We start from the raw sequence: 25,836 nt of genomic DNA on the forward strand, positions 1-25,836 counted from the left end.
TTTACTAACAGACACAACACCGGCCCCCGGGAAAACGGGAACCAGCACTGCACTAAATTCAAACCAGGCTAAAAAACATCGCGGCACACCACGGAGGCGGTGCCCCACGACAATAATTCAACCAATAAAATAATTGGTATCAACAAACTTGGCACACTATTGAGTTCTCAAACAACAGGAGCAAACGAATACTTTTTGAAACTCGAATTCATTGAATTCTTTTATTGTTTCGCTTTTTTTCGCTGCGATGTTCATAAATTTATTTCATTCGATATCGCTTGTCAAATCGGTGTTTTCCGCGATTTTCCATTCGATAAAGAATGCACCCGCAACAATTTTCAGCGCCCCCGGCTTTTGCATCTAAGCGCACGCCCGAGTTGCTTCCGATTTATCTTGGGATTTTGTCCTCCTGCTCGCTGTGTCTTTTTCAACTCAGCGGCGGCGACTCAGAAAACAATACACAAGGTTTCGGGCTCCTGCAAATCCGCCCAAATTACCCCTCAAAAAAGAAAGGCGGACCCGTCCCTGTGCACGCCGCCTTGCTGGCAGCTGACACGGGTACGGGCCCGCCATGTTGGCTTTGCCGGGGATTGTCCCGACTTGCAGCCGCTGGCTAGGCGGGTACTTCAACCATGGCCAGGGTGCGCTTGCCCCTGCGCATCAGCAAGTACTTGCCGTGCAGCAGCTTTGCAACGTCGATGACTGCATCCGGATCCGTGATTTTTTCGTTGTTCACATACGCACCACCTTCGGCTACGGTGCGACGGGCGCCGGAATTGCTCGGCACGAGGCCGGAGGCAACGAGCAACCCAATGATGTTCAGGGAACCGCGGTCCACTGTGGCGCTGGGCAGCTGCGAAGTGGCCGAAACCAATGTGGCTTCGTCCAGCGCTTGCAGCTCTCCCTGCCCGAACAACGCCGCCGAAGCAGCGATCACTTTGTCGGTTGCTTCCTCCCCATGCACCAGCGAGGTCACGTCGTAGGCCAGCACGCGCTGGGCCTCGCGGGTATGGGCGCGTTCGGCCACTGCCTTTTCGAGCTCTTCGATTTCGGTTCTGCTCCGGAAGGTGAAGACCTTGAGCCGCTCGACAACGTCGGCATCGGCCGTGTTCAGCCAGAACTGGTACATCGCGTACGGGCTGCACATTGCGGCGTCGAGCCAGATGGCGTTGCCTTCGCTCTTGCCGAACTTGGTTCCATCCGAGTTTGTGATCAGCGGAGTGCCGATGGCGTGGACGGACTGGCCCTCGACCTTGCGGATCAGCTCGGTGCCGCTGGTCAGGTTGCCCCACTGATCCGACCCGCCGGTCTGCAGCACACAGCCGTACTGGCGGAACAGTTCCAGGTAGTCCATGCCCTGCAGGATCTGGTAGCTGAATTCCGCGTAGCTGATGCCCTCGTCGGAGTTCAGCCGGGAGGCGACGATGTCTTTCTTGATCATGGTGCCGACACGGAAGTGTTTGCCAACGTCGCGCAGGAAGTCCAGCACACTCATTGGTGCCGTCCAGTCCAGGTTGTTCACCATCCGGGCAGCATTCCCGCCCTCGAAGCTGAGGAACCGCTGCACCTGGCCCTGCAGGTAGCCGACCCATTCGGCGACGGTTTCCTTGGTGTTCATCGTCCGCTCCGCTGTGGGGCGCGGATCCCCCACCAGGCCGGTGGAACCACCGACCAGGCCGAGGGGCTTGTGGCCTGCCAGCTGCAGACGGCGCATGGTCAACAGCTGGACGAGGTTGCCCAGATGCAGGCTCGGCGCCGTCGGGTCGAAGCCGCAGTAATACGTGATCGGTTCACCGGCCAGCAGCTTTTCCAGCTCCGCCTCATCGGTGGAGACGTGGACCAGTCCGCGCCACTTCAGTTCCTGCCATACATTGGCGAAACCGGGGTCATTGCTTTGGGAACTCAGAAACGTATTAGTTGACACGGACTCTAAAATATCAGCCTTCGATGCCCGGTGGGATATCGCCCTCCGCCAGAAGACGCAGACGCTGGGTGGGGCGTGTCATTGCGACGTACAGATCGCCCACCTTGCCGCTGACGCCGTCGAGCAGTTCCGCCGGTTCCAGCAGGACAACACCGTCGAATTCCAGTCCCTTGGCTTCCTTGGGTCCGATGACCGTGATGTCCTGGTCCAACCCGCCGGCTCCCGCGCCCACGCGGCTTCCGTAGACAGCCGCCAGTTCCTTGCGTGCCTGCTCAACACGATGATCCGCCGCGATGACCGCCAACAGGCCGCCGTCGAGGGCGTCGAGCTCCTCGGGCATGACCTCGAGCAGTCTGCCCAGGAGTCCGCCGTCGTCCACCTTGTCAATGATCGGATCCCAGATACCGTCCCGGACAGCCTTGGGCGCAGAAATCACCAGTCCGGCCGCATTGGCCATGCGCACCGCGGCTTCCGCGATTTGCGACGGCGTGCGGTAATTCACCGTCAGCTCTTCCAGCCGCCAGCGGTCCTGGGCAAAGGGCTCAAGGACCTGCTGCCAGGAGTGTGCGCCTGCAGCGGAGCTCGTCTGTGCGATGTCGCCCACCACTGTGAAGGATTTCAGCGGGCAGCGGCGCATCAACAGCCGCCACTGCATGGCCGAGAGTTCCTGCGCTTCATCGACCACGATGTGGCCGAAGGCCCAGGTGCGGTCCGACGCGGCACGTTCTGCCGCGGTGAAGCGGGTCTCCTGTATCTGGTTGTGGGCCGCCAGGTCCTCGGCGCTGACGAGACCGTCGATCCCGCTTGCCTTTAATGCCTCGTCCAGGTTCACGAGGGACTGCTCGGCATTCGCGACGTCGCGGGCACGCTGGTGCTCCCGCTGGGACTTGTCGCGGGCACTGGAAACATCCATCGGGCCGAGAAGTTCCGCCGCCTCGTCGAGGAGCGGCACGTCGGCCTCGGTCCACGGCGCCGACGGATCACGCAGGAGCAGTGCCCGTTCCGCGTCGCTCAACCGAGGCGCGGCACCTTCGAGGTGCGCGGACTTGCTCAGCAGTTCGCCGATCAGCTGCTCCGGCGTCAGCGGCATCCAGCACAGGTTCAGGGCCACCCGAACGTCGCGGGAGGTGCGGACGTCTTCCGTCAGGTAGCTGCGGTCCGCATTGTTGCCCGGCCCGGAGGATTCTTCCAGCGCCTGGGTCAACTGCTCGGTCAGTTCGCGCAGCAGGATTTTCACGAAGGTCGTTCGGGCCTCGTTGTGCGGCTTGCCGGTGGACCGTGCCCTGTCCCGTGCCCGGGCCACCTGCTTGGGAGTCAGCGTCAGGATGGTGCCCTCGACGTTGAGCTTGCGCGGGCCCGCCGGGAGGCGCTGCCGGTTAGCCACCGCCCGCGCCACTACCTTGGCCATGGACGCGCGGCCCTTGAGTTCGGCGACGGCCTGGTCGCTTTCCGGCACGGCGTTAATACCCGGCATGAGTTTGCCCAGGGTGGACATCACCACACCGGTCTCCCCGAGTGACGGCAGTACGCGTTCGATGTACTTCATAAAGGAGTTCGACGGCCCCACCAGCAGGACGCCGGCGGACTTCAGCCGTTCCCGGTGCATGTACAGCAGGTACGCCGCGCGGTGCAGAGCCACGGCGGTCTTGCCCGTCCCCGGCCCGCCCTGGACTACCAAGACGCCCGGCATGGGACTGCGGATGATGCGGTCCTGCTCGGCCTGGATAGTGCCGACGATGTCCGACATCTGCCCGGTGCGTTTCGAGTTCAGCGCCGCCAGCAGAGCGCCCTCGCCCTGCAGGTTGCCCGAATCGAGCATCGACGCGTCCAGTACGTCGTCCTCAACGGCTTTAACGTCCCGGCCCTTCAGGATCAGATGCCGGCGCCGTCGTACGCCTTGGCGTTCGAAGGCCGTGGCCTGGTAGAAGACTCCGGCCTCTGGCGCGCGCCAGTCCACCATGAGCCGCTGCAGATCAGCCGTGCTCAGGCCGATGCGGCCGATGTAGCGGGACTCACCGCTGTCCAGATCCAGTCGTCCGAAGACAAGCCGGTCATCCACGGCGTTGAGCTGGGCGAGCCTGTCCTCGTACATGCTGGCAAAGGCGTCACGTTCAGAAATATTCTGCATCGTGCCTACTGCACCACCGCTGCGGACCCGGTCCAGCTGCTGCTGCTTTTCGGTGCGCAACTCATCCAGACGCTGGTACAAACCCGCGACATAGTCCCGCTCGTGTTCAAGTTCCGTGTGTGCCGAAACTGCTTCCTGCATTATGTGTTCCTCCCGCAAAGGCAGAGCGTCAATCTTACAGTGCCCGGCCTGAAATTACATGAATGCTCACGTCAGCGCCGCAACACGACGACGGAACCGGAGGGGTTCCAGAGAAGATCCGGAATAGACCCGGTGGGATGCCGGATGTAATTACTCGCGGACCAACGAGCGGATCCGGTGGCCTGCCAGTGCCGCGCGTCCGCGCAGGCCCGTCAGTTCCAGTACGACGCCGAACCCGGAAACCTGCACTCCGGCCCGTTCGAACAGCCGGCAGGCCGCGCCGAGGGTGCCGCCGGTGGCCAGCACATCGTCAAGGATAAGTACGCGCATGCCGGGCTTGAGATCATCGGCATGCAGTTCAAGCGTCGCCGTACCGTATTCGAGGGTGTAATCCTCCGAGTAGACCTTCCGCGGAAGTTTGCCCTTCTTCCGTACCGTCACCACGCCTTTGCCTGATGCATACGCTCCGGCGGCTGCCAGCAAAAAGCCGCGGGCTTCGATGCCGGCCACGGCGTCGAACTGCCCTTCGAAGGGGTCGATGAGGGCATGCACGATGGTGCGCAGTGCGGGACCGTCCGCAAAAACGGGCGTGAGGTCCCGAAAGACAATGCCTGGTTTCGGGTAGTCGGAGACGGTGGCCGAAAGCCGGCTGATGACTGACTCCGCGGACTCTGAAGCTCGTTCACTCACCCCATTACCATACCGGCCGCTGGCCTGCAGGGATGACGGGATGACGGGATGACGGCCGTGCGTGGGTAGACACCTGCCGGCTCCGTCCGGCTCAGATTACCCGCCGCCCGGCTTTTATCCGTCCGCGCGGCGGCGGGGTTTGGCCGCGCGGTAGGGCGAGACGGTCTTTTCCCCCTCCAGCCAGAACCGCCAGGGGTAGCTATCGGTCCCGCCCTCACCGCTGACCCCCACCCGGGGCCCGCTGCGCACATGGGCCGGCGGAGCGGGCGTGGCAGGTAGCCGGAGCTCGAGTTCACCGGGGACGAAGGCCCGGCCGTTATCCGCCAGGGTAAGCCCCAAGGCCTGCGCAAGGCGGCCCGGTCCGCGAGCCAGCTCGGTATCGTTTTTCGCCGAGGTACGACGGCGGTACGCCAGTTCGCGTCCGTGGGTCACCTCCCCGGCGCGGATCAGTACACCGGTAGCTATACCGGCGTGGCCGCAGACAATGTTGACGCAGTGGTGCATCCCGTAGGTGAAGTAGACGTAGATGTGGCCGGCCGGGCCGAACATGGCCTTGTTCCGGTTGGTCTGGCCGCGGAAGGCATGCGAGCCCGGGTCTCTTTCGCCCAGGTACGCCTCCACCTCGGTGATCCGCACGCCCACGGCGCCCTCCGGCGTCGTCCGGAGCAGCTGCGCACCGAGCAGGCCCGGAGCCACTTCATCGGCCGGACGTGCGAGCCATTTCAGCAGTGCTCCCGGGATGGCGGGGACAGTCTCCACTACGATCCGGCGCTGCCGGCCATCCGGCGGTAAAAGTGCGTCAAGGCATCCCGGTGATGCGCGGAAGGATGGATTTCGGCCCCGGAGAGGTGCAGGGCCAGCGCATCGAGCCGTTCGTGCCATAGCGCCAGGAGTTCGGCGGCGCTGGCCTTCGAGCGCAGTCCATGGCGGAGTTTCAGCAGTGTCTTGCCGCCGGAGTTCTCCAGCATCCAGCGCACGGAACTCTGCTCCACTTCCGGGCTGCACCAGCTGTACTCCAGCGTCTGCTCGTTCAGGACGTTCGTTACGTCGCCGCGCATGCTGAAGGTCTCGAAGTCCAGCCGGACGCTTCCGCCGACCTGCAGCTGCAGGGCTCCGGGTGCGAGCCATTTTCCGAACATGTCCGGCTCAGTCAGAGCCTGCCAGACCGTTGACCGGTCCGCGCCCAGCAGCCGGTCAAAGTGGACGCAGTCGTGGCCGGAGTCCTTGCCGAGGGTGCCCATGGTGTGCGACAGCGAGTACTCGCGCGCGTAGGCTTCCCGCAGCTTGCTCCAGCGGTCAGGCTGCGGCTGCGGTGTCCGTCCGGCCGCCACGTCCTCGAACGCGTCCAGGATGGTTTCCCAGCCCGCGGCACCTTCGGTCAGGAACGCTTGGCTCTCGGAGCGCGCGCGCAGCTGCACCAGCGTGCCGCCGTTGCTGTTGAGCATCCGCCACTCGAGCACGGACTCATTGTCCAGCTCGTCCTCCCAGGTGATCTGCAGGCTCAGCGGCGCGTTCAGCTGCAGCACGCTGCCGGTGACCGTGCCCCCGACCTCCAGTTCGTAAGGCTGGCCCTGTTCCCATCCGCCGATCAGGTTCCCCAGCCATTTGGCCACATGTTCCGGCTCGGCCAGCAGGCTCCACAAGTAGCTGTGCGGATAGTCGAGCTGGCGGTCAAAGGCCAGCACATAGTCGGACGCGATCCGTTCGATCCGTCCGGACGGAACTACTTTCTCATCCTGCGGGCTCAGCGTGGTCATCGTCACTTCCTCGGCTCGTGGGCTCCGGCTGCATCTCTGTTTCACAAACTACCCCAAAGACGGAAGTTACTGGCCGGTAACTTCGGTTTGGTGAGAGCGACGAAGGGCAGAAGCAAGGGTGCCCACGGACAGAGAACGACGGCGGGTCCGCATCTGCTCGCTGCAGGTGCGGACCCGCCGTCGTTAGCAGGTTGTTACGGGTGTCAGGCGCCCGCGGCGTACGTGCGCACCGGTTCCAGCTGTGCCTTCAGCGCCTCCAGCTGGCTGGCCACGGCAGTGGGTGCGGTGCCGCCCTGGGAGCTGCGGCTGTTCAACGAGCCTTCCACGCTCAGGACCTCGCGCACCTGCGGGGTCAGGTGCTCCGAGATGCCGGCGTAGTCCTCGTCGCTGAGATCCCACAGCTCGATGCCGCGGCTTTCGGCCAGCTTCACAGCCGCCCCGGAGAGTTCGTGCGCCTCGCGGAACGGCACGCCCTGGCGGACCAGCCACTCGGCGATGTCCGTGGCGAGGGCGAAGCCCTGCGGTGCCAGCGATTCGAGCCGTTCAGTGTTGAACTTCAGCGTGGCGATCATGCCGGAAACCGCCGGGAGCAGCAGTTCCAGTGTGTCCGCGGCGTCGAAAACGGGTTCCTTGTCTTCCTGCAGGTCCCGGTTGTAGGCCAGCGGCAGGCCCTTGAGGGTGGCCAGCAGCCCGGTCAGGTTCCCGATCAGACGCCCGGCCTTGCCGCGGGCCAGTTCCGCCACATCCGGGTTCTTCTTCTGCGGCATGATCGAGGACCCGGTGGAATACGAGTCATCCAGCGTGACGAAGGAAAATTCCTTGGTGGCCCAGAAAATGACTTCCTCCGAGATCCTGGACAGATCCACGCCGATCATGGCTGACACCCAGGCGAACTCTGCGAAGACGTCGCGGGAGGCGGTGCCGTCGATCGAGTTCCAGGCCGCGGAGTCGAAGCCCAGGTCGGCGGCGACGGCGTTTGGGTCCAGGCCCAGCGAGGACCCGGCGAGGGCGCCCGAGCCGTAGGGCGAAACGGCGGCGCGCTTGTCCCAGTCGGCCAGCCGCTGCACGTCGCGCAGCAGCGCCCAGGCATGGGCCAGCAGGTGGTGGCTCAGCAGCACCGGCTGTGCGTGCTGCAGGTGCGTGCGCCCCGGCATGGCCACACCGTGGTGCGCCTCGGCCTGGCCGATCAGGGCGTCCACCGTGGCGAGGACGCCGCCGGCGATGATGCGGGCGTGGTCGCGCAGGTACATCCGGCCCAGCGTGGCAATCTGGTCATTGCGGGACCGGCCGGCGCGGAGCTTGCCGCCGAGCTGCGTTCCGGCCCGCTCAATCAGGCCGCGCTCCAGCGAGCCGTGCACATCCTCGTCCGATTCAGCGGCAACATAGGCACCGGAGCGGACATCGGCGTCGAGCTCATCGAGCGCGGCGAGCATGCCGGCCAGTTCGCCGTCGTCAAGCAGTCCTGCCTTGTGCAGCACCCGAGCGTGGGCGCGGGAGCCGTCGATGTCGTAGAGCGCCAGCCGCCAGTCGAAGTGCGTGGACTTGCTCAGGGCTGCCAGCGCATCCGCGGGGCCGCCGGCAAAACGTCCGCCCCAGAGTGCGCCTTCATTGGTTCCGTGTGCCATTCTTAGTTGCCTTCCGCTGCGCGCTGGTCGCGTCCGGACGCGACCTTGGAGGAGAGACCGAAGATCTCGATAAAGCCCCGGGCCATGGACTGGTCGAACGTATCGCCGGTGTCGTAGGTGGCCAGGTTGAAGTCGTACAACGCCGTAGCCGAACGGCGTCCGGTCACGGTGGCGCGGCCGCCGTGCAGTTCCAGCCGGATCTCGCCGTTGACGTACTGCTGCGTGTCGTCGATGAAGGTGTCCAGCGAACGCTTCAGCGGCGAAAACCACTGGCCGTCGTAGACCAGTTCGGTCCAGCGCTGGCCTACGGTCTTCTTGAAGCGGGCCTGCTCACGCTCGATGGTTACGTTTTCCAGTTCCTTGTGCGCCGCGATCAGTGCCATGGCGCCGGGGGCTTCATAGATTTCGCGGGACTTGATGCCCACCAAGCGGTCTTCGACGATGTCGATCCGGCCCACGCCCTGGGCGCCGGCGCGGTGGTTCAGCTGTTCGATGGCCTGCAGCGGCGTCACGGCGTGCCCGTCGATGGCCACCGGGATGCCTTCCTTGAACGTGATGACCACTTCATCGGCCACCGGCGGGAATTCCGGCGAGGCCGTGTAGTCGTAGACGTCCTTGGTGGGCGCGTTCCAGATGTCCTCGAGGAAGCCTGTCTCCACGGCCCGGCCCCAGACGTTCTGGTCAATGGAGAACGGGTTCTTCTTGGTGGTGACGATCGGCAGGTTCTTGGCTTCCGCGTAGGCAATCGCCTTGTCGCGGGTCAGCGCCAGGTCGCGGACCGGGGCGATGCATTTGAGCTCCGGGCCCAGGGTCTGGATGCCCACTTCGAAGCGGACCTGGTCATTGCCCTTGCCCGTGCAGCCGTGGGAAACGGTGGTGGCACCGAACTTCTGGGCCGCAGCCACGAGGTGCTTAACTATCACCGGGCGGGAGACGGCGGAGACCAGCGGGTAGATATCCATGTACAACGCGTTCGCTTTCAGCGCCGGCATGCAGTATTCGGTGGCGAACTCATTCCGGGCATCGGCCACATAGGCCTCGACGGCGCCGCAGTCCAGTGCACGCTGCCGGATGGTTTCCAGCGACTCGCCGCCCTGTCCTACATCGACCGCGACGGCGATCACTTCGGCCCCGGTCGCCTCGGCGATCCAGCCGATGGCAACGGAGGTGTCGAGGCCACCGGAGTAGGCCAGAACAATGCGGTCAGTCACTTAAGGGTGCTCCTATTGGTTTGCAGGAATGGTACGTTTTCAGGTCTGGCTGTTGCGGGCGGGTTCGTCCGCGAACTGCAGGAAGCGGGCGGCCAGGTCGGCGCCGCCGTCGGGGTCCCTGGTCACCAGCAGCACGGTGTCGTCGCCGGCAATGGTGCCCAGCACGGAGGGCATGACGGAGTGGTCGATGGCCAGGGCCAGGAAGTTCGCGGCTCCGGGCGGAGTCCGCAATACCACCAGGTTGCCGGAGGCCTCGGCGGTGACCAGCAGGTCCGCGCACAGTTTGGCCAGGCGGGCGTCCAGAATCTCCTGGGTAATGCCCGCCTGCGGGACGCGTTCTCCCCCTTCGGACCTGACGGCGTAGACCAGCGCGCCGTCCTGGCTGCGCACGCGCACCGCACCGAGTTCCACCAGGTCCCGGGACAGGGTTGCCTGCGTCACCTGGACGCCCTCAGCGGCGAGCAGGGCCGCGAGTTCCGCCTGCGAGCGCACGGACTGCCCGGTCAGGATCGCGGTGATGCGGGCCTGGCGGGCGGTCTTGGTGGTGGGCATGCTGGTCACGGCCGGGTGTTCCTTCAGCGCCTTCAAGAAATCTTCTGCAACGGTGCCAGGCCGGCCTTGTCCATCAGCCAGGTCATCAGCGCCTTCTGCGCGTGCAGCCGGTTCTCGGCCTCGTCCCACACCACGGACTGGTCGCCGTCGATTACGTCGGCCGCGATCTCGTAGCCGCGGTAGGCCGGCAGGCAGTGCAGCACAATGGCGTCCGGCGCGGCCAGCTTCATCGCCGCTGCATCCACCGAATAGTCCTTGAACAGCTCAAGCCGCTGGGCCTTTTCCTCTTCCTGGCCCATGCTGACCCAGGTGTCGGTGGCGACGACGTCGGTCCCTGCCAGTGCCTCGGCCGCATCGGAGGTAACCAGCACCGAGCCGCCGGTTTCCGCGGCGCGGGCCTCGGCTTCGGCGACGACGGCGGCAGCGGGCAGGTAGCCAACGGGTCCGCCTATCCGCACATGCATGCCCGCCGTGACGCCGGCCAGCAGGTAGGAGTTGGCCATGTTGTTGGCCGCATCCCCCAGGTATGTCATGGTCAGGCCGGCGAGTTCGCCCTTGTGTTCCCTGATGGTGAGCAGGTCCGCCAGCAGCTGGCATGGGTGGTAGTCGTCGGAGAGCGAGTTGATTACCGGCACGCGTGAGATGGCGGCCATCTCCTCAAGTCCGGAGTGGGCGTAGGTGCGCCAGACCACGGTCGAGACCATGCGCTCCATAACCTTGACGGTGTCCGAAATGGACTCCTTGTGGCCCATCTGGGATTCGCCCGGATTGATGATCAGCGGCACGCCGCCCAGATCCGCGACGCCGGCGGCGAAGGACAGCCGGGTCCGGGTGGAGGTCTTGTCGAAGATGACCGCCACGGTCTTGCGCGCAGCCCCGTCCGCGGCATACGGCTGGTAGAGGTAGGGCGACTCCTTCAGCTGCGCCGCCAGGTCCAGCACCGAGAGCTGTTCGGCCGGGCTCAGATCGGTGTCTTTGAGGAAGTGGCGGATCATGGCGTGTCCTTCGGGGCGTCGGCGTTGGGGGCAGCTTTTTCAGTTGCGGCTTCGGCCGCAGCTTCGGCGGCCGCTGCCAGAATGGCGGGCAGCGCCTGGATAAAGGCGTCGGCCTGCCCCCCGGTGAGGATCAGCGGCGGAGCGAGGCGAAGCGTACGCGGACCGGGGTTGTTGATAATGAAGCCGGCCTCCAGCGCGGCGCGGACGGCCAGTGCGGCAACCTCCTCGGCCAGATCGAAGCCGATCAGCAGGCCCTCGCCGCGGACCTCGGTGACGCCGTCGATACCGGCCAGGGCGGTGCGAAGCTGCGCGCCGACGTCGTTCGCATGCTGCAGCAACTGCCGGGCCTCGATCGAGTGCAGCGTGGCCAGCGCGGCGGCGGTTGCCACCGGGTTGCCGCCGAACGTGGTGCCGTGCTGGCCGGCGGTCAGCAGCGTGGAAACCTGCTCGCCGAACGTCACCATGGCGCCGATGGGGAACCCGCCGCCCAGGCCCTTGGCCAGGGTCATGGCGTCGGGCAGGATGTCCTCGCCGCCGGCCACGCTGCCCTGGTAGGCGAACCAGTTGCCGGTGCGTCCCACGCCGGTCTGGACTTCGTCCAGGATCAGCAGCGCCCCGGCCTCGCGGGTGATTTCGCGGGCGGCCTTGAGGTAGCCCGGCGGCAGCGGACGCACCCCCACTTCGCCCTGGATCGGCTCAAGAACGACGGCGGCAACGGTTCCGTCGACCGCGGCGCGCAGCGCATCCACGTCGCCGAAGGGGATATGCTCCACGCCGCCGGGCAGGGGCTCGAACGGTTCGCGGTAGGCCTGTTTGGCCGTCAGCGCCAGCGCGCCCATGGTCCGGCCGTGGAAGGCACCGTCCAGGGCGATGATCCTGTTCCGCGTGGCGGTGGAGTTGCGGCGGGCCAGCTTGAAGGCCGCCTCGTTGGCTTCGGTGCCGGAGTTGGCGAAGAAGACCTTGGAACCGGCCGGGGCGTGCGCCAGCTCCAGCAGCTTTTCGGCCAGCGCGATCTGCGTCGGGCTGGTGAAGAAGTTGGAAATATGGCCCAGTGTGGACAGCTGGCTGGAGATGATGCTGGTGATAAACGGGTCAGCGTGGCCCAGGGCGTTCACGGCGATGCCGCCGAGCAGGTCCAGGTATTCCTTGCCGTCGGCGTCCCAGACGGTGCAGCCATTGCCGCGGACCAGCACGCGCTGCGGCGTGCCGAACACGCCCATCAGGGACTGGTTGTAGCGGGCCAGCAGTTCCTGGTTGTGCAGCCCGTCGAGGCTGGCCAGCTCCGACGCCGAGCCGGTGGCCGGCTGTGGTGTTGCCTGTTGGATTGCCTCGCTCATTTCTCGTCTCCGTCCGGAACAACCTGGGTGCCGATGCCGGCAGCCGTAAATATTTCAAGCAGGATCGAGTGCGCCATCCGGCCGTCGACCACGGCGGCGCGCTCCACTCCCCCGTCGACCGCCTTGAGGCAGGCTTCCATCTTGGGGATCATGCCCGCTTCGAGCTGGGGCAGCAGGTCCCGCAGTTCGGAGGCGGTCAGCGAGGAGATCAGCGAGGACTTGTCCGGCCAGTTGGCGTACAGACCCTCGACGTCGGTCAGGATCACCAGGCGCGAGGCATGCAATGCATCGGCCACCGCAGCCGCGGCGGTGTCGGCGTTGACGTTCAGCACCTGGTTGGTGCCTTCGCCGTCGTTGTTGATCTCCGGGGCCACGGTGGAGATGACCGGGATCCGGCCGGCCTCGAGCAGGTCCAGGATGGCGGAGGGATTCACTCCCACCACTTCGCCCACGAGGCCCAGGTCCACTTCCTCGCCGTCCACCACGGTGCCGGTGCGCACGGCCTGCAGCAGCCGGCCGTCTTCGCCCGAAAGCCCGACGGCGTACGGGCCGTGCGAGTTGATGAGGCCGACCAGTTCCCGGCCCACCTGGCCGGTAAGCACCATCCGCACCACGTCCATGGCCTCCGGCGTGGTCACGCGCAGGCCGCCCTTGAACTCGGACTCGATGCCGAGCTTGGAGAGCATGGCGTTGATCTGCGGGCCGCCGCCGTGCACCACCACGGGTTTGATGCCGACGTGGTGCAGGAAGACGATGTCCTCGGCGAAAGCCCGGCGCAGCTCGTCGTTGACCATGGCGTTGCCGCCGTACTTGATGACCATGGTGGTCCCGGCGAAGCGCTGGATCCATGGCAGCGCTTCAATCAGCGTGCCCGCCTTGTCCTGGGCTACAAGCATCGTGTTCATCGGTTCCTCAGCTCGAGTACGCGGAGTTCTCGTGCACATACTCGTGCGTGAGGTCATTGGTCCAGATGGTGGCGGACTCGTTGCCGGCGTTCAGATCGATCATCACGATGACCTCGCGGGTGTCCAGATCCACCAGGTCCCGGGAGTCCCCCACGCCGCCGTCGCGGCAGACCTGCACGCCGTTCATCGTGACGTTCAGCTGGTCCGGTTCAAAGACTGCGTCGGTGGTGCCGACGGCGGAGAGCACCCGGCCCCAGTTGGGGTCCTTGCCGAAGATGGCGGTCTTGAAGAGGTTGGACCGGGCCACGGCACGGCTGACGACCTCCGCATCCCGTTCGGAGGCGGCGTTGAGGGTGGTGATGGCGATGTCGTGGCTGGCGCCCTCGGCGTCGGTAATCAACTGGCGGGCCAGATCGGCGCACACCGTGGTCAAGCCGGCACTGAATTGAGCCAGGTCCGGCACCGCGCCGGAGGCACCGGAGGCCAGCAGGACAACGGTGTCATTGGTGGACATGCAGCCGTCCGAATCCGTCCGGTCGAAGGTCACCCGGGTGGCCTCACGCAGCGCCATGTCCAAGGCGGGCGCTTCGACGTGGGCATCGGTGGTGATGACCACCAGCATCGTGGCCAGACCGGGGGCCAGCATGCCGGCGCCCTTGGCCATGCCGCCGATGACGTAGCCCGAGCCGTCGAACCGCGACTGCTTGGCCACGCTGTCGGTGGTCATGATCGCGGTGGCGGCGTCAGCGCCGCCGTCGTTGTTGAGGGCCGCCACAGCAGCCTCGACGCCGGGGAGCAGCTTGTCCATGGGCAGTTGCTCCCCGATCAGCCCGGTGGAGCACACCACCACATCCGACGCGGAAATGCCCAGCAGCGCGGCAGTTTTCTCCGCGGTGCTGTGCGTGTTCTGGAAACCCTCAGGGCCGGTGCAGGCGTTGGCCCCGCCGGAGTTGAGGATTACGGCGTCCGCGCGGCCGTCACTGAGCGCCTGCCGGGACCAGTGGACAGGGGCGGCTGCCACGCGGTTGGAAGTGAAAACCGCGGCGGCAGATTTGGCGGGACCGTCGTTGACCACCAGGGCCACGTCCGGATTGCCGGAGGCCTTCAGCCCGGCGGTCACGCCTGCGGCGCGGAAACCTTGTGCAGCGGTGACGCTCACGGTGATACTCCCTGGTGGGTCAGGCCGGCGGTCTCCTCAAGACCGAGGGCGATGTTCATGGACTGGACAGCGCCGCCAGCGGTGCCCTTGGTCAGGTTGTCGATGGCGCAGCTGACGATCACGCGGCCTGCATGTTCGTCGAAGGCCAGTTGGATGGCGACGTGGTTGGAGCCCTGCACGGACTTGGTGTGCGGCCACTGGCCCTCCGGCAGCAGATGCACAAAAGCCTCGCCGGCGTAGGCCTCGGTCCAGGCCTGGCGCAGCGCTGCGGTGTCGGTGCCCGGCTTCACCCTGGCGGTGGCCGTGGTGAGGATGCCGCGGCTCATCGGCGCGAGGGTGGGAGTGAAGGAAACCTGGACGTCTTCGCCCGCGGCAGCGGAGAGGCCCTGCTCGATTTCGGGCGTGTGCCGGTGGCCGCCGCCGACGCCGTACGGGCTCATGCCGCCCATCACCTCGGAGCCCAGCAGGTTGACCTTCACGGATTTACCCGCGCCGGACGTCCCCGAAGCGGCGACGATGACCACGTCCTGGGTCTCCAGCAGGCCGGCGCTGAAGCCCGGCGTCAGCGCGAGCAGAGAGCTGGTGGGATAGCAGCCGGGAACGGCGATCCGCTTGGCCTCGCGCAGACGCTCGCGGTGGCCCGGGAGCTCGGGCAGGCCGTAGGGCCAGGTTCCGGCGTGGACCGTGCCGTAGAACTTCTCCCATACGAGCGGATCTTCCAGCCGGTGGTCCGCCCCGGCGTCGATCACCAGGGTCTCTTCGGGCAGCTTGGCCGCGATCTCCGCGCTGGCACCGTGCGGCAGGGCCAGGAAGACGACGTCGTGCCCGGCCAGGTTTTCCACGGTGGTTTCCGTCAGCTCACGCTCGGCCAGGGTGTGCAGATGCGGCTGGAGCGAACCCAATCGGGAGCCGGCATTGCTGTGCGCAGTGATGGCCCCGATGGAGACCTCTGGATGGCTGGCCAGCAGGCGGAGCACTTCTCCGCCGGCATAGCCACTGGCACCGGAAACAGCTACCGAAAAAGTCATAGAGCCACTATACAGGAAAATTTATTCATAGGGAGTCATAATTATGCACGATACGATGAAGCCAGCGCCTGCAGCGGAGACTGCGGGCGCGCGAAAACGCCAGTCTAGCTGCCGCCGCACGCGCGTGCGCGGTTGATTACAGGAGGACCAGACGCCATGGCCCAAGCAATCGTTGCCGAAGCTCCCGGAGGACCCGAGGTTATGCAGCTGCAGGAGGTCCGGATCCCCACCCCGGGACCGGGCCAGCTGCTGGTCAAGGTTGCGGCCGCGGGTGTGAACTTCATCGATACCTATCAGCGCAGCGGCGTGTACAAGGTCCGGTTCCCGTTCACCCCAGGCAGCGAGATCGCCGGAACTGTGGAAGCCTGCGGCGAGGGCGTCACGGGTTTTGCCGCCGGCGACCGGGTGGCCACCTCCGAGGCGCGCGGCGGCTATGCGCAGTATGCGCTCGTCGACGCGGACGGTGCCCTGCCGGTCCCGGACGGCGTCAGCGACGAGACGGCCGCGGCTATCCCGCTTCAGGGCATGACGGCGCACTATCTGGTCAATTCGAGCTTCAAGGTCCAGTCCGGCCAGACCGTGCTGACGCACGCGGGTGCCGGCGGCGTGGGCCTGGTCCTGACCCAGTTGCTCAAGGCCAAGGGCGCCCGGGTCATCACCACGGTCTCCACCGACGAAAAGGAAGAGCTGGCGCGGGAGGCAGGAGCGGACGAAGTCCTGGGCTACGACGGCTTCGCCGAGCAGGTGCGCGAGCTGACCGGCGGCACCGGGGTGGACGTGGTGTACGACGGCGTGGGCAAGGATACGTTCGAAGGCTCGCTCGCCAGCCTGCGGACCCGCGGCACATTGGTGCTCTTCGGGGGCGCCTCCGGCCAGGTTCCGCCGTTCGACCTGCAGCGCTTGAACGCGGCCGGCTCGCTGTTCGTGACGCGCCCCAAGCTGGCCGACCACCTGCTCACGGCAGAAGAACGCCGCTGGCGCTCGGAGGAGCTCTTCGCCGCGGTCCTGGACGGTTCCCTCAAGATGCGAGTGGGAGCGAGCTACCCGTTGGCCGAGGCGGGGCAGGCCCACTCCGACCTGGAGTCACGCCGCACCACGGGCAAACTCCTGCTGATCCCGTAACCTTTCCGCCGCCATGCTGCTCGGGCCGTGGCTGTTCAGCGCGGCACTGCCAGAGTTTCCCGGAAAATAACACCCGGATCGGCCGAACCGCCGATGGCCAGTGCCGCTGTCAACGTTGGCGGGACGGCTGTCCCGTCGGCCATGGCCGGCGTGAGCTGGAGGTCAACCAGCTGCACGCCCGGCCGTTCCCCGGCCGAGCCGGGCCAGACGGTCAGCAGGGCGCTCCCTTCCGCATCCGCCACTCCTACCGCGTCGGGGGCAAGGCGGAGGCCGTGGCCGGTGGATTTCAGCACGGCTTCTTTCCGCGTCCAGAGCTGCGCGCGGAGCCGCCGGCGGTCAACGGCCCGGGCGAGCAGTTCGCGTTCGTCGGGGGTGAGCATCACGGCGTCGATGTTGTCATCCTCGCCGAAGGCCGCCGAACCCGTGTCCTCCAGGTCCACGCCCAGAAGCACCGGCCGGAAGGACAGCGCGGCCAGCAGCCAGTCCCCGGTGCGGCTGTAACTGACCCGAACGGGCGCAGGATTGCCGTCCAGCAGCAGGTACGGCTGGCCATGGCTTCCGTCGTTGCCGCGCAGGCAGTCGCGGCAGTCGAATGCCAACTGCACGCGTTCGGTCCCGACGTCGAGCTCATCCGCCGCCAGGCGCCGTACTGCGTCACGGGACAGGCTGCGGATGGCACCCCGGCGGAAGGCGCGGCTGGCCATGCCGGAACCGGAATCAGCCAGGCGGACCAGCCGCAGGATGACCTCACCCCTCATACACTTACCTCCAAGACCGCCAACGACGGCGGGGCCTACCAAGGCGCGCCCCGCCGTCGTTGTTCAGTTCGCTTTTTCTTTAACGCTGGACGGCGCCGAACCGTTCGGCGGCCAGAGCCACCGCGGCGGCCCGCGCCTCCGAGGCCTCATCGGCCGTCAGCGTGCGGTCATCGGCACGGAAGCGCAGCCCGAAGGCCAGGGACTTCTTGCCGTCTTCGATGCCTGTCCCGGCGTACACGTCGAAGAGCGCGATGTCCTCCAGCAGTCCGCCAGCGCCCTCGCGCAGGGTCTCCCGCACTGCCTCGGCGGCCGTGTCCGCATCCACCACCAGCGCAACGTCCTGCGTGGCCACCGGGTAGGTGGAAAGGTGCTTGGCGACGATAACATCCGGGGCGGCCTCGAAGAGCACGTCCGCGTTGAGCTCCAGTGCCGCAGTGCGTTCCGGCAGGTCCTGCGCGGCGAGCAGCTTGGGGTGCAGTTCGCCTGCGTAGCCGACGCTCTGGCCGTTACGGAGCGAGATCCTGGCCGTACGCCCCGGATGGAAGGCCTGGTGCGAACCCTGCTCCACTACGAGTTCGACGCCGAGCACGTCGCCGACCAGGCGCGCAGCATCGAGGGCATCCGCCCAGTCCCAGGGACGCGGGGTGTGGTTGGCGCCGGCGGGCGAGTCATGGCCCATGAAGACGGCCGCAAGGTGCAGCGGCTGCTCGGGAATCCCCGAGTAGAGTTCGTCCAGCACCTCTTCGGAAGGGCGCACGCCCAGCGGCGGGATCTCCGCCGAGCCGAGGCGGCCGTTGGGCAGGAAGACCAGTCCGGCCTCGTACAGGGCCAGGTCGCGGAAGCCGCGGGAGTGGTTCCGGCGCGCCGTTTCCAGCAGCCCCGGCAGCACTGACGTGCGCAGGTAGCCGTGTTCATCGCTGAGCGGATTGGCCAGCTTGAGCGCACTGCGCTCCTCCCCATCCGCCGCGGCACCGAAGGTGTCATTGGCCGCCTTGGTGACAAACGGGTACGAAAGCACCTCGGTCAAACCCGCATCCGCGAGCGCCTGCATGACGCGCCGGCGCTGCTGCTGCACGCGGGTCAGTCCGCGTCCGGGAGGCGCCACCGGCAGGGTCGCCGGGATCTGGTCGTAGCCGACCAGCCGGGCGATTTCTTCAACCAGGTCTTCCTTGATCTCCAGGTCCTGGCGCCAGCTCGGCGCCGTGACCTTGTACCCGCCGTCGTACTTTTCGACCTCCGCACCCAGATCCGTGAGCGCCACGGTGATCTGTTCCTCGGTGAAGTCGATACCGATCCGTTCGGCCGGGAAACCTGCCGGCAGATCAATAACGACGGCGGCCGGTTCCTGCCCGGCGTCGGTCACCGTGGTGTCCGCGGTACCACCAGCCAGCTCGGTCAGCAGGTCCACGGCGCGCTGCGCGGCCTCGTCGGCCACTTGCCAGTCCACGCCCCGCTCGAAGCGCTTGGACGCTTCCGAGGGGAGCTTGTGGCGGCGGCGGGAGCGGGAAATGCTGACTTCTTCGAAGTGGGCCGCCTCGATGAGCACGTTGACCGTGCTGTCCGAAACCTCGGTCGCCGCACCGCCCATCACGCCGGCGATGCCGATGGCGCCGGAAGCGTCGGTGATCAGCAGGTCCTCGGGATCCAGCTTGCGCACCTTGTCGTCGAGCGTCCGCAGGGTCTCCCCCGCGTTGGCACGGCGCACCACAATATCGCCCTGGAGCCGGTCCAGATCGTAGAAGTGCAGCGGCTGGCCCAGCTCGAGCATGACGTAGTTGGAAATGTCCACGACAAGCGAGATGGAACGGATACCGGCCAGGCGCAGGCGCGAAGCCATCCAGGTGGGCGTCGGCCGGGTGGGATCCACGCCCCGCACCGTGCGGGCGACAAACCTGTCGCAGCCGGGCTTGCCGTAGATCGGAGCCTGGTCTTCGAGCCGGACTGGGTAGCCGGGACCGGTGGAAGCGTCGACGGCGACCGCGGCAGCCGGATCCTTGAACTGAGTACCAGTCGCGTGGGCGAATTCGCGCGCCACGCCTCGGATGGAGAAGCAGTAGCTGCGGTCCGGGGTCACGTTGATCTCGGCGGCCTCGTCGTAGAGGCTGAGCACCTCAAGGGCGTCCGCGCCGATTTCGGGATCCAGGCCCAGCGTGCCGAGTACCAGGATGCCGTCATGGTCATCGCCGATGCCGAGCTCCCGCACGGAAGCGATCATGCCGGCGGAAACGTGGCCGTAGGTCTTGCGCGGGGTGATCCTGAAGTCGCCGGGCAGCACGGCGCCGGGCAGGGTGACGACAACCTTGTCCCCCGGCTCGAAGTTGTGCGCGCCGCAGACTACGCCCTGGACACCGGAAGGGTCGATGCCATCTCCGGTCAGGGTCTGCTCCTGGCCCTCCGGTACTACGCGGACCTGGCACCAGTTGATGGTCTTGCCGTTGGACTGCGGTTCCTTCTCGGCCGAGAGCACCTGCCCGACGACTACCGGGCCCTTCAGTTCGTCGAGCGGACGGTGGACGTCCTCCTCTTCGAGACCAACCTTGACCAGTTCGGCCATGACGTCTTCAGCGGTTGCTTCCGCCGGTACCTGGGCATACTCGCGCAACCAGGAAAGTGGGATACGCATTACTTAGATCTCCATCCCGAAGTGTTCGCTGAACCGTACATCGCCTTCAATCATGTCGTGCATGTCGCCCACCTCGTTGCGGAACATCAGCGTGCGCTCGATGCCCATGCCGAAGGCGAAGCCCGAATAGACCTCCGGATCAATTCCGGCCGCACGCAGCACGTTCGGGTGCACCATACCGCAGCCGCCCCACTCGATCCATTGCGGGCCGCCCTTGGCCCCCGGGTGCCAGATGTCCAGCTCCGCGGAGGGCTCGGTGAAGGGGAAGAAGTTCGGGCGCAGCCGGATGCTGGCGTCGGCGCCGAACATCTGCCGGGCGAAGTGCTCCAGCGTCCCGCGCAGGTCCGCCATGCTCAGGCCCTTGTCGATGGCCAGGCCTTCGAACTGGTGGAACACGGGTGTATGGGTGGCATCCAGCTCATCGGTCCGGAACACCTTGCCCGGGCACAGCACGTAAATCGGCACCTCGCGCTCCAGCATGGAGCGGACCTGGACCGGAGAGGTATGCGTACGCATCAGCAGGTGGGCTTCCGGGGGCTCCACGAAGAAGGTGTCCTGCATCTCCCGCGCGGGGTGGTCCGGCTTGAAGTTCAGCGCGTCGAAGTTGAACCACTCGGACTCCACTTCGGGACCTTCGGCGATTTCCCAGCCCATACCAACAAAGATGTCGCTCACGCGTTCCTGCAGAATGGACAGCGGGTGCCTGGCACCGGCACGACGACGGCGCGGGGCAGCCGTAACGTCCACGGCCTCATCCACGAGGATTTGCGCATCCCGCTCCGCTTCGAGCTCCTCGGTGCGGCTGGCCAGCGCCTTGTTCAGGCGCCCTCGCGCCGGGCCCACAAGCTTGCCAGCTGCAGCCTTCTCTTCCTTGGCGAGCTTGCCGATCTCGCGGTTGGCCAGGCTCAGCGGCGACTTCTCACCGGTGTGGGCAATGCGGGCGGCCTTCAGTTCTTCAAGGTTGGCGGCGGCGGCAATCGCGGCCAACGCCTGCTCGACGGCGGCGCCAACGGCAGCCTCGTCCAGCGGATGCGGCACAGCGGCGGCCTGCGGGGTCTCAGTCCCCAATGTGGTTTCAGACATGTATGTTCTTACCTATTGATTCTGTATGCAGGTGTGTCTTCGGCTCATGAACAGGTGCCTCGAATACGCCAGTGCAGCACTTCAGGTGCCCGCCACTTCGGTCATGTCTCAGCACAAACAGTCTAGTGGACAGTGCCGATACCTCCGACATCGAGGGAGTGGATGCGGGCTGCCACCGATGACCAAATGCGCCGTCGCGAGGCGCTGCACCTGCAGAACCTATGATGTTGGCATGACCGCCGGTGAGCGCCTGCGCAGCTACCTGAACCTCATCAATCTCTCCACCCTGGTGGGGCTCGCCGTCGCGAAGACGGCGGGATGTTCTCTTCAGCACGCTCCCCGGGGCCTGCTTGTTGCGCAGGGTTACACCTGGTCGGCGCCGAAAGCATCGGCCTTCACACTGGGAAACGTGGTGCTGCTCCGCCCAGCGGCCGCGCATCTGGCCGCCAATCCGGTCCTGATGGGCCACGAGGCACGCCACAGCACCCAGTACGCCTGCTGCCTTGGACTGCCCTTCCTGCCGCTGTACGGCGCTGCCGCGGTCTGGTCGCTGCTGCGGACCGGCGATCCGGCCTCGCGCAATATCTTTGAACGGTGGGCCGGCCTGCGTGAAGGCGGGTATTCCGAGCGGCCCCTGCGGCGCTGGCGCACGAGGGACTAGGCCGGATCTCGGCGGCTCTTGCCGAATGCGTCGAACGTGTGTTCGAATTGGGTTATGCGTTGGGACGGGCAAGCTTTGGACTCTGTTGATGATCTGGCATTGCCGGGCCTTGCGAAGATGGCCGGACTGGTGCGGTCTACACAAACCCCCGAGTTCAAGGGGGTCACCTTCCACGAGATCGTCTGCAAATCTGCGCTCAGCAAAGTTCCCGTGCAGTCTGCCATGCCGTTCGAATGGACCATCAATCCCACCCGCGGCTGTCTGCATCAGTGCACCTATTGTTTTGCGCGGAAGACCCACGAGTATCTGGACCTGGATGCCGGGCGGGACTTTGACACCCAGATCATCGTCAAGACAAATATCGTCGAGGTGCTTCGCCGCGAGCTGGCCCGGCCATCGTGGAAACGGCAGCCAGTCGCGCTGGGAACAAACTCGGATCCGTATATGCGTGCGGAGGGCCGCTACAAACTGATGCCCGGCATTATCGAAGCTCTTGCCGACGCCGGAACGCCGTTCTCCATCCTCACCAAGGGCCCTTTGCTGAAGCGCGATCTGCCGCTCCTGGCCAGAGCCTCCGACAGCGTGGACATCAGCATCGGCGTGTCTCTTGCTTTTGCCGATACACGGCTTCAGCAACAGGTCGAGCCCGGAACACCCACGCCCAAGGCCCGGCTGGATCTCATCAAAGCGGTTGCGGACGCAGGTTTCGATTGCAACGTCATGGCCATGCCGATCCTGCCGTGGCTTACGGACGGGGACGAGCATTTGGACCGCCTGTTCTCCCAGTTGGCTGCCGCGGGGGCTTCCGGCGTCACAGTGGGCGCCCTGCATCTGCGCCCCGGTGCCCGGGAGTGGTACCTGCAGTGGCTGGGCAGGGACTACCCGCAACTTGTGGCCAGGTACCACGGACTTTACAACGGCGGTACCTACGCGTCCAAGGATTATCGCCAGTGGTTGGCAGGACGGGTAACTAAACTTAAATCCCGATACGCGCTATCCGGCAGCGCCGCCCATCTGCGCGTCCGCACGGTCGCACAGGCAGCCGAGGGGCCGGCTCCGGCCGCTGGACAGACAGCACCGGGGGCTTGGCCGGCTCTGCAGCCCGCGCTTTTCTGACCGTCGGGCAGCGACGGGTAGCCTGAACCATGCTGTGATCGCGGACACCAGCGCGGCGGGAAGGAACAGTCCGTACACGACGGTCAGCACCGCGCTGTCGATCTCCAGGACGGTCCGGGAGGGCGACAGGAGCATGAGGAAGACTCCAACCAAGAAGCCCGAGGACAACTACCAGCAGCCCGAACGGGAAAACGCCTATCCTCTGGCTCCCATATTTCTCTGGCTCCTTGGTTCGGCTCACCGTACCCATTCGTTCAGGATCGGGCGGTATCTGCCTGTTCCACCGTCTCCAGCACGGCCATGATGATCGGGAGATCGGCTGGAATCCAGGGTAAAGCCATGAGCTCCGCGTGCCGCAAGGGCACCCAACACAGCTCGTCGTGGTCTTCGAGCGGCCGAGGGTCGCCGTCGAGAATCCGTGCCGTCCAGACCCGCATCGCAGCGGCACCGTTGAGCTGCCAGCCTTGTTCCAGCGGACCAGGGATCTCCGTGCCGAGCTCGACGTCGACACCTAACTCTTCGCGGATTTCACGCAGAAGCGCGTCTTCGCAGCCCTCTCCCGGCTCCACCTTGCCTCCCGGAAACTCCCACAGGCCGGCCAAGGATTCCGGTGCCGTTCTCCGGGCGACCAGGAGCTCGGAGGGCTCCGAAAGAGAGTCCAGGATGGCGGCTCCGACGATCTGTTTTAGAGGCTGTTGCACGGAACCGAGTCTACCGACTGTACGCGCGACTCCCCGGAAACGGCCCGCCGCCTCAGTTAGAGTGGAAATGGACAACGACGTCGGCGCGTTGCACTCCCATCATCTGCCGGCAGAAGCCCTGCGCCTATACCTCCGGCTGCTGGCTGCCTGACTTCAACCGAGAGCTTCTCCATTCATGACTTCCAAATCCGTTCAACCCGTCAGACAACCCGGTGACAGCACCCATGTTGTTTGGGCGATCATTGCCTTGGCCGCAGGCGGATTTGGTATCGGAACAACGGAATTCGCCATCATGGGCCTGCTCCAGGACGTGGCTGAAGGTCTGCAAATCAGCATTCCCCAGAGCGGCCAACTGATCTCCGCCTATGCCCTGGGCGTGGTCGTGGGCGCGCCCGTCCTGGCCGCGCTCGGCGCCAGAGTTCCGCACAAATACATGGTTCTTGGGCTCATGGGGTTGTTCACCATCGGCAACCTCTCGTCGGTGGTGGCAGCGGATTACACCACCATGCTCCTGACCCGCTTCCTTTCCGGTCTCCCCCACGGCGCCTACTTCGGCGTCGCTGCCGTGATCGCGGCCTCCCTTGTTGCCCCGGCCAAGCGCGCCCGGGCCGTGGCCGCCGTCATGCTGGGGCTTTCGGTGGCAAACGTTGTCGGCGTTCCGCTGGTGACTTGGCTGGGCCAGCAATACGGCTGGCGGCTGATGTTCGTGGCCGTGGGCATCATGGGCGCAATTACTCTGGTCCTCCTCCAGCGTTTCGTACCGTTCACTCCTACCCATGCGGAAGCGAGCATCCGCAAGGAGCTCAGCGCACTCAAACGAATCCAGGTATGGCTGGCTTTGCTGATTGGCATTGTCGGCTTCGGCGGTTTTTTCGCGGTGTATTCGTATATCAGCCCAACCATGACCGATGTCACTGGAGTACCTGAATCGGCACTGCCGCTCATCGTGGGACTGTACGGCCTCGGCATGGTTGCGGGAAACCTTATCGGCGGCCGGCTTGCCGACCGCTCGGTTATGGGCAGCATCTACATAGTCATGACGGCAATCATTATCGTGTTGGTGCTGTTCTGGGCCGCTGCGGGTATCCCGTGGCTGGCGATCCCGCTGGTCTTCCTGCTTGGCGCCGCAGGCGCCAGCCTGATCCCGGGACTGCAGACCCGCCTGATGGATGCCTCACCGGATGCACAGACACTGGCCGCCTCGCTGAACCATTCGGCCCTTAACATGGCGAACGCGCTGGGTGCCTTCCTCGGCGGAGCCGTCATCGCCGCAGGATGGGGCTTCAAAGCCCCTGCCCTCGTCGGTGCCGGGCTGGCGTTCCTCGGACTGGCAGTTGCCGCTATTTCCGGCCTCCTTGATCGCCGCGGTCAGGCTCCTGTTGCCTCCGACGACGCTGATGCCCTGTCTGACCGGAAAATATCCGGCTCCAAGTAGATCACCCGGGCAATCGGCACAGCCTCCCTGATCCGCTGCTCGGTTGCATCGATCTGTTCCGCGATCTTGCGGCCTGATTCGCTGTGCGCAATAGTGACCTTCGCAGCAACCAGCAGTTCCTCGGGACCCAGGTGCATCGTCTTTAGGTGAATGATTCTGGTCTCGTTGTCGGCGCCGATTGCCTCTTCGATCAGCCTGATGTGTTCCTTGGTCGCCGACTCACCCAGAAGCAGCGACTTCGTTTCGATCGCCAAAACAACAGCGATTACCACTAGTAGCACGCCGATCATCGCCGTGCCGACGGCGTCCCAGATGCCGTTGCCGGTGAGCAGTGTCAGGCTGACTCCAAAGAGTGCGAAGACCAGCCCCAGCAGTGCCCCGATGTCCTCCAGCAGAATTACGGGAAGCTCCGGCGACTTGGCGTTACGGACGAACTGCACCCAGCTCTTCTTTCCGCGGACGTGGTTCGACTCGACAACGGCAGTGCGGAGAGAAAACGATTCCGCGATGATGGCACCGATCAGGACAGCGAGCGGAACCCACCACCAAAAGCCTTCAATAGGATGCGGGTCTTGCCACTTGTGGTACGCCTCGTAGAGCGCAAACAGTCCGCCGACGCTGAAGAGCACTATCGAGACAATGAAAGCGTAAATGTAACGGTCCCGGCCGTATCCGAACGGATGCTGTGGGCTGGCCTGCCGGGCGGCACGTTTACCGCCGACCAGGAGCAGTATCTGGTTCCCCGAGTCGGCCACGGAGTGGATCGCCTCCGCGAGCATTGAGGACGATGCAGTAAGAATATAGGCGACGAACTTCAGAACCGCGATTGTCAGGTTCGCAGTCAAGGCGGCAATGATGGCCTTGGTACCTCCGCCGGCTGCCATG

At 65.5% G+C, this 25,836-nt stretch carries 22 protein-coding genes; 4 read left to right on the forward strand and 18 right to left on the reverse strand.

Annotated elements, in window-relative coordinates:
* Positions 1–613: 613 nt before the first annotated feature.
* From tyrS to argC, 13 genes are all read right to left on the reverse strand, one after another.
* Positions 614–1,924, reverse strand: coding sequence for a tyrosine--tRNA ligase (gene tyrS, locus HGO92_RS15230; protein ID WP_169996286.1), 1,311 nt, complete (start codon positions 1,922–1,924; stop codon positions 614–616).
* 13 nt (positions 1,925–1,937) lie between these two features.
* Positions 1,938–4,193 carry a HelD family protein gene (locus HGO92_RS15235; RefSeq protein ID WP_169996288.1) on the reverse strand — a complete coding sequence of 752 codons (2,256 nt, stop codon included), beginning with the start codon at positions 4,191–4,193 and terminating at the stop codon, positions 1,938–1,940.
* Positions 4,194–4,343: 150 nt separating this feature from the next.
* Entirely contained in the window at positions 4,344–4,883 is a 540-nt protein-coding gene (locus HGO92_RS15240) for an adenine phosphoribosyltransferase (protein WP_169996290.1), read from the reverse strand.
* Between the two features lie 114 nt (positions 4,884–4,997).
* The gene (locus HGO92_RS15245; protein WP_169996282.1) at positions 4,998–5,642 is read right to left on the reverse strand and encodes a DNA-3-methyladenine glycosylase; all 645 of its coding nucleotides are present in this window, start codon (positions 5,640–5,642) and stop codon (positions 4,998–5,000) included.
* A complete protein-coding gene (locus tag HGO92_RS15250; protein ID WP_169996292.1) occupies positions 5,642–6,640 on the reverse strand; it encodes an SRPBCC domain-containing protein in 999 nt (332 codons plus the stop codon). The genes HGO92_RS15245 and HGO92_RS15250 overlap by 1 nt, the downstream gene beginning before the upstream one ends.
* Positions 6,641–6,843: 203 nt before the next feature.
* Complete coding sequence (gene argH / locus HGO92_RS15255; protein ID WP_169996293.1) at positions 6,844–8,265, reverse strand: argininosuccinate lyase; 1,422 nt, start codon at positions 8,263–8,265, stop codon at positions 6,844–6,846.
* Between the two features lie 2 nt (positions 8,266–8,267).
* Positions 8,268–9,476 (reverse strand): argininosuccinate synthase, encoded by a 1,209-nt coding sequence (locus HGO92_RS15260; RefSeq protein ID WP_169996295.1) that lies wholly within the window; start codon positions 9,474–9,476, stop codon positions 8,268–8,270.
* 39 nt (positions 9,477–9,515) lie between these two features.
* The gene (locus HGO92_RS15265) at positions 9,516–10,037 is read right to left on the reverse strand and encodes an arginine repressor (protein WP_440915779.1); all 522 of its coding nucleotides are present in this window, start codon (positions 10,035–10,037) and stop codon (positions 9,516–9,518) included.
* Between the two features lie 23 nt (positions 10,038–10,060).
* A complete protein-coding gene (argF, locus tag HGO92_RS15270) occupies positions 10,061–11,023 on the reverse strand; it encodes an ornithine carbamoyltransferase (protein ID WP_169996297.1) in 963 nt (320 codons plus the stop codon).
* Positions 11,020–12,360 (reverse strand): acetylornithine transaminase, encoded by a 1,341-nt coding sequence (locus HGO92_RS15275; protein WP_169996299.1) that lies wholly within the window; start codon positions 12,358–12,360, stop codon positions 11,020–11,022. Before HGO92_RS15275 ends, argF begins: the two co-directional genes overlap by 4 nt.
* Positions 12,357–13,265, reverse strand: coding sequence for an acetylglutamate kinase (gene argB, locus HGO92_RS15280; protein WP_205834547.1), 909 nt, complete (start codon positions 13,263–13,265; stop codon positions 12,357–12,359). Before argB ends, HGO92_RS15275 begins: the two co-directional genes overlap by 4 nt.
* A 7-nt stretch (positions 13,266–13,272) precedes the next feature.
* Complete coding sequence (argJ, locus tag HGO92_RS15285; protein WP_169996303.1) at positions 13,273–14,424, reverse strand: bifunctional glutamate N-acetyltransferase/amino-acid acetyltransferase ArgJ; 1,152 nt, start codon at positions 14,422–14,424, stop codon at positions 13,273–13,275.
* Positions 14,421–15,452, reverse strand: a complete 1,032-nt coding sequence (gene argC, locus HGO92_RS15290) for an N-acetyl-gamma-glutamyl-phosphate reductase (protein ID WP_169996305.1) — start codon at positions 15,450–15,452, stop codon at positions 14,421–14,423. The genes argJ and argC overlap by 4 nt, the downstream gene beginning before the upstream one ends.
* A 156-nt stretch (positions 15,453–15,608) precedes the next feature.
* On the opposite strand from argC, the gene HGO92_RS15295 reads away from it, so the two are divergent.
* On the forward strand, positions 15,609–16,574 hold the full coding sequence (locus tag HGO92_RS15295; RefSeq protein ID WP_169996307.1) for a quinone oxidoreductase family protein: 966 nt from the start codon (positions 15,609–15,611) through the stop codon (positions 16,572–16,574).
* Positions 16,575–16,609: 35 nt separating this feature from the next.
* On the opposite strand, the gene HGO92_RS15300 is transcribed toward HGO92_RS15295, so the two are convergent.
* From HGO92_RS15300 to pheS, 3 genes are all read right to left on the reverse strand, one after another.
* Positions 16,610–17,332, reverse strand: coding sequence for a 4'-phosphopantetheinyl transferase family protein (locus HGO92_RS15300; protein WP_169996309.1), 723 nt, complete (start codon positions 17,330–17,332; stop codon positions 16,610–16,612).
* Positions 17,333–17,411: 79 nt separating this feature from the next.
* On the reverse strand, positions 17,412–19,955 hold the full coding sequence (pheT, locus tag HGO92_RS15305) for a phenylalanine--tRNA ligase subunit beta (RefSeq protein ID WP_169996311.1): 2,544 nt from the start codon (positions 19,953–19,955) through the stop codon (positions 17,412–17,414).
* Between the two features lie 3 nt (positions 19,956–19,958).
* Positions 19,959–21,038: a phenylalanine--tRNA ligase subunit alpha gene (gene pheS, locus HGO92_RS15310; RefSeq protein ID WP_169996312.1), complete on the reverse strand. Its 1,080-nt coding sequence runs from the start codon at positions 21,036–21,038 to the stop codon at positions 19,959–19,961.
* 232 nt (positions 21,039–21,270) lie between these two features.
* Between pheS and HGO92_RS15315 the strand changes: the two genes are divergently transcribed.
* Both HGO92_RS15315 and HGO92_RS15320 read left to right on the forward strand, forming a co-directional pair.
* Positions 21,271–21,699 (forward strand): hypothetical protein, encoded by a 429-nt coding sequence (locus HGO92_RS15315; RefSeq protein WP_169996314.1) that lies wholly within the window; start codon positions 21,271–21,273, stop codon positions 21,697–21,699.
* Between the two features lie 54 nt (positions 21,700–21,753).
* Complete coding sequence (locus HGO92_RS15320; RefSeq protein WP_169996316.1) at positions 21,754–22,815, forward strand: Rv2578c family radical SAM protein; 1,062 nt, start codon at positions 21,754–21,756, stop codon at positions 22,813–22,815.
* Positions 22,816–23,069: 254 nt separating this feature from the next.
* Here the strand turns inward: HGO92_RS15320 and HGO92_RS15325 are convergent, their stop codons facing one another.
* Positions 23,070–23,516, reverse strand: a complete 447-nt coding sequence (locus tag HGO92_RS15325; protein ID WP_169996318.1) for an NUDIX domain-containing protein — start codon at positions 23,514–23,516, stop codon at positions 23,070–23,072.
* A gap of 175 nt (positions 23,517–23,691) precedes the next feature.
* Here HGO92_RS15325 and HGO92_RS15330 point away from each other — a divergent pair, with 175 nt between their 5' ends.
* Positions 23,692–24,951 carry an MFS transporter gene (locus tag HGO92_RS15330; protein WP_169996320.1) on the forward strand — a complete coding sequence of 420 codons (1,260 nt, stop codon included), beginning with the start codon at positions 23,692–23,694 and terminating at the stop codon, positions 24,949–24,951.
* Here the strand turns inward: HGO92_RS15330 and HGO92_RS15335 are convergent.
* On the reverse strand, positions 24,885–25,835 hold the full coding sequence (locus HGO92_RS15335) for a cation diffusion facilitator family transporter (RefSeq protein ID WP_169996322.1): 951 nt from the start codon (positions 25,833–25,835) through the stop codon (positions 24,885–24,887). The two genes, HGO92_RS15330 and HGO92_RS15335, sit on opposite strands and share 67 nt — an antisense overlap.
* Position 25,836 lies beyond the last annotated feature (1 nt).

The organism is Crystallibacter degradans, assembly GCF_012952295.1.
Classification (GTDB): domain Bacteria; phylum Actinomycetota; class Actinomycetes; order Actinomycetales; family Micrococcaceae; genus Crystallibacter; species Crystallibacter degradans.